The sequence below is a fragment of the Limnohabitans sp. genome (assembly GCF_044361645.1).
Taxonomy (GTDB): Bacteria; Pseudomonadota; Gammaproteobacteria; order Burkholderiales; family Burkholderiaceae_C; genus Limnohabitans_A.
Window position 1 is genome coordinate 1 of record NZ_JBIKIL010000193.1, and the last position, 4180, is coordinate 4180.

The 4180-nt window shown below is 60.8% G+C and carries 4 protein-coding genes; all 4 read right to left on the reverse strand.

Annotated elements, in window-relative coordinates:
- Nucleotides 1-169: 169 nt before the first annotated feature.
- The 4 genes from ACIQ39_RS18775 to ACIQ39_RS18790 all read right to left on the reverse strand — a co-directional run bounded on the left by ACIQ39_RS18775 (nucleotide 170) and on the right by ACIQ39_RS18790 (nucleotide 3945).
- The gene (locus ACIQ39_RS18775) at nucleotides 170-1387 is read right to left on the reverse strand and encodes an efflux RND transporter periplasmic adaptor subunit (protein ID WP_396436105.1); all 1218 of its coding nucleotides are present in this window, start codon (nucleotides 1385-1387) and stop codon (nucleotides 170-172) included.
- 254 nt (nucleotides 1388-1641) lie between these two features.
- The gene (locus tag ACIQ39_RS18780) at nucleotides 1642-1818 is read right to left on the reverse strand and encodes a hypothetical protein (protein ID WP_396436106.1); all 177 of its coding nucleotides are present in this window, start codon (nucleotides 1816-1818) and stop codon (nucleotides 1642-1644) included.
- The gene (locus ACIQ39_RS18785) at nucleotides 1805-2851 is read right to left on the reverse strand and encodes a M48 family metallopeptidase (protein WP_396436108.1); all 1047 of its coding nucleotides are present in this window, start codon (nucleotides 2849-2851) and stop codon (nucleotides 1805-1807) included. Before ACIQ39_RS18785 ends, ACIQ39_RS18780 begins: the two co-directional genes overlap by 14 nt.
- A complete protein-coding gene (locus ACIQ39_RS18790; RefSeq protein WP_396436107.1) occupies nucleotides 2851-3945 on the reverse strand; it encodes a YjgN family protein in 1095 nt (364 codons plus the stop codon). Before ACIQ39_RS18790 ends, ACIQ39_RS18785 begins: the two co-directional genes overlap by 1 nt.
- Nucleotides 3946-4180: the final 235 nt, after the last annotated feature.

Below are 4180 nucleotides of genomic sequence, written 5' to 3' on the forward strand. Positions count from 1 at the left end.
CGTTTGGACAGCGAGTTGGCGTCTTTTGGCTTCACCCATTTGGTGACCTCTGTAAATCCGTTGAAACTGGCTACCAGTCTAGCTTGCGGCCGGTTTATGCAACGTCAACTGCCGGAAATAGGTTCAAACACTTGCAAACGACCCAGCAGCATCAGGACATCCTTGGGGCTCAAGGCTGGCGAGGCCGCACGCGCTGACCATCGCGCAAGCCCGCAGCGGACGAGCTCAGCAGCGTGTCTGCGGCAGCGACGCCGGATGTCAACTGCACCCAGTCAGCGCTGCGCAAGCCCAAGCTCACGGGCACACGCTCCAAGCGGGACGCGGAAGTGATGCGCCACACCCAAGGGTGGTCGGTTTCCGATTCGTGCACGGCCTCCAAGGGCACCGCCAAAGCCGCAGCTTGTTTGCCCACTTCGATCTCAACCGACACGGTCATGTCCTGACGCAGGTAGTCTGGCGGGCTTGCCACCCGCAACTTGACCTGCACTGAGCCGCGTTGTGCATCGACCGCGGGCGCAATGGCGCTGACTTGGGCCGTGAAGCGCTGTTTGGCAAACGCATCGGCCGAGGCCACAGCGGGCAAGCCCACACGCAACAAAGACAGATGGCGCTCGTCGATCTGGGCCACCAACTCGGTCTGGCCTATGGGGGCCAGCATCAACAAGGTTTTGCCCGGCTGCACCGTATCACCGGGCTCCACATGGCGGCTGATCACTCGCCCCTCAAAAGCGGCCCGCAAGGTGGTGTAAGACAAACGGGCCTGTGCAGCTTGTGCGTTGGCATGGGCCAGCAGCCGTGCGCTTTGGGCCATTTGTTGCTCAAGCCCGGACTCATCATGGGCCTGGCGCTGCGCCTGGGCCACACTGAATTGGGCCTGCAGCGCCGCAAAAGCACGCGTGGCTTCGTCCAGCGCGGCTTGGCCAATGAAGCCTTGGCCAAACAAAGTTTGCTGGCGCATCCACTGGGCACGCGCTTGGTTCAAATTGGCGAGGGCTTGTTGTTCGTTGGCGCGGGCAGCGGGCGCTTGCACCTCGCGCCACTGGCGTTGTTTGAGTTCGGCTTGCCGAACCGCTTGCTCGGCTGCCGCCCAAGCCGCTCGGGCCTCGTTGTCCTCCAGGCGCAGCAAAACCTGACCCGCCTGAAAACGCTCGCCTTCTGCAACCTCGACCGATTGCACCTTGCCTGCGATCTGCGCCCCCACGTTGGCACGGTGCTGGGCTTGAACTGTGGCGGTGACCACCACGCTGTGCACCAACTCGCGGGCTTGCAGCAGCAAAACCGGCACGGCGGGGGCAGGCCACACCAGCCAAGCAGCAAGGGCCAACAGCGCGACCAGCACAAGGCCCAAGCCCCACCCCAGTCTGCCAATACTGCGCCAATCTGCCATGAACATTCCCAAATGGATCGATGCTCCCATTAGGCCGATTGAGGTTTGACACTGTCTTGATCCACGTCATGAACGCACGAACTTGTGCCTGATCGCCGGACCCTGCAAGCACGGCAACACAGCCCACTGCTTGTTCAGCGCGCACATGCGAAGGCGCTGATCGGCTGCAAAGTCCGTTGCCCCTTGAGCGGCCAAGCAAAAGCCCTGAACGTTTTCGGTGCGGGGCTGAGCTTTTGAGCGAAGGCTGAAGCGGCTTACCTCTTGCTTGGCGGCAAGTCCGTGCAGCTGCCAGGCGCCAGCTCGGCCGCCAGATGCGCGTCGGCCACAGACTGCGCTGGCCCGTGCCAGGCTTGGTAAGCGGCGTCGCTCATGAGCACATGGGTCGCACTGCCTCGGTCGGTGATGCGCTGCAGCCCTTCACCGCCATTCACGGAAAAATCGGATGCGCTCGGCGTGCTCAGGGTGACTGGCAATGGCAATCGGCAAGCCCTTGGCATCGTATTTGCCGCCATCCATCTCGGCAATGCGCTCAAAAAATACCGCCATGACGGTCGGCGACACCCCATTGGCACTGAGGAACTTTGCCGCAAATTGGTCGGCTGCGCGCTCTGCATCCCGCGAGTACGACTGGGTGGCAAAGGTGACAGGCACCGTGGCCAAAAAGCCACTGGCATCACCCAAAACCAACCCCACCAATGCGCTGACCAAGCTGGACCGCACCAACATGTCCAGCCCATCACGGTGCACCACATGGGCCAGTTCGTGCGCCAAAATGCCCTGAATGGCATCCGGTTGGTCGGCCAGCAGTTGCACCAGTTCATCGGTCATGGCCAAGTAGCCACCGGGCAAGGCAAACGCATTGGGGCCCAGCGCGGGTGAACGGTGAAAACTCAAACGCCAGTTTGGCGTGTTGCCATCAGGGTAAGCGCCATCCACCAATTGGGTGAACCGGTTGCGTATGGCCGCTTGTTCAACCTCGGGTAAGGCGCTGGGCTTTAGAAAAACACCGCTGAGCTGTTCTGTTGCAGCCTGCCCCAAGCGGGCTTCCAGTCCAGCCGGTATCAAGTGCACCGCCGCTCGGCTGACCAAGGGGACGCCCCACACCCAAGCTGCGGCCAAAAAGGCCACACTGCCCAGCACCGCCCACAGTGTGGCGCGCCAACTTTGCTGCCAGCCCACCACCACCGACTCTTGCCCACCACTGTGCTGCCACCACCGGTCCCACTCGGCGACATCGGCGTGCTGCAGCAAGCCCCCATCGGGCAACTCGACTTGCCGCTGCCCATGGCTGCTGCGCTCCGGCCAACGCACCTCGCGGCGCGGATAGCGGCTCTCCAGTGCACCACACTTGAGCCACAGACTGTCGTCGGCGAGCCAGACTTGGACTGGCCGCGCCTGCGGGCTGCGGCCATCAAACCATTGGGTCAACAGCACATGACGTGCGTCGGGCTCGCTGCCTGGCATCACAAGCCCATATCCACGCCAAAGAAATCACCCGCAGCGTCGCCCAACACGCCGGCCTGCTGTTGGGGAGCGTTGGCCACCCAGCTGTTCACGTCGCCATGCACTTCAATGGCCATGGCTTCAAGCCGCACACGCGCCGAACGCACCGCCGCAAACGGCCAGTACAAACCCAAGGTGAGCACAATCAGCAACCAGTTCTCCAAATTGACCATGAACATGTCCCTAAAACGCAGCTTGCTGTGAATGATGAGTTGCTCACTGCGGGTGTTGCCCCAGAGCAGGTTTTGCACACGGGTTTTGAAATAGGGCAACAGCACCAATGGAAACGCCAGGTAAATCAAACCGAACACCCCAAAGACAACCAACGGACCCGCGCCAAACCCCAGCAGTGCGGCGATACCACCCGCCACCAAAGACAGCGCCAGCACCATGCCTGTCAGCTTCAAACCGATCAAATACAAAGGGCCAGTGATCTTGCCCTGCGCAAGTGCCGTGCGCTGCGCAGTGAACACATAGCCGCTGTGCTGAAACGCGTGCATACGCGCCATCAACCAAGGAAAGACCAAAAAGAAAACGAGCGCGGTGATGACCGCCAACACCAGCAGCGACTTCAGCCAGGTGGCCTGAGCCACTTCAGGCGCCTCGGCCAAAGCGCCAGCCGCCACCAAAACCAGGATGGGGATAAACAGCGGCAACATGACGCCATAAGCGCCGCGCAAAGAGCCCTCGAATTCAAATCGCACGCCACGCCAGCTGGTATTGCGCAAACGAAACATCAGCGACGAACGCCACAACACAGGCCACAACACCGCCAACACCAGCAAGGGCAACCAAGCCAGCTCTGGCACAAAGGTCGACACCGCCGAATACGTACCGCCCAGCACCAACACCAGCAAGTAACCGCGGAACATCTTCCAGGGGTCGGCATGAAACCCCAGGGCATCACTGCCCACCAAGGTGTTTTTATGGAAATACACCATGCGGCGGGCCCGGGCAAACGGCCAATACAAGCTCAGCGTCAGCAAGGTCAACAACAGGTTGACGATCCAAATGCGGAAATACTCGCTACCAGAACCGGTGAAACGAAGACCCATGGTGTGCACGCTGGCAGTGCTTGCCCCATCCTTTGGGGCTTCGCCCGGCACGTTTGGCATCAAAAGACTGGACGGCAAGTTCAGCGCATCAAGCGAATCAGACATAAATAGTCGTCCCTGAAAAATTCATTTTCAGTTCAGCGCCCAGTTTTTGGACCCAGCCTTGAGTGGTTCGCAGACAAAGATTTGTCGCAATTGCCGAGCAAGTTGCCCCAAACCGCAGGCCTGCAGCAGG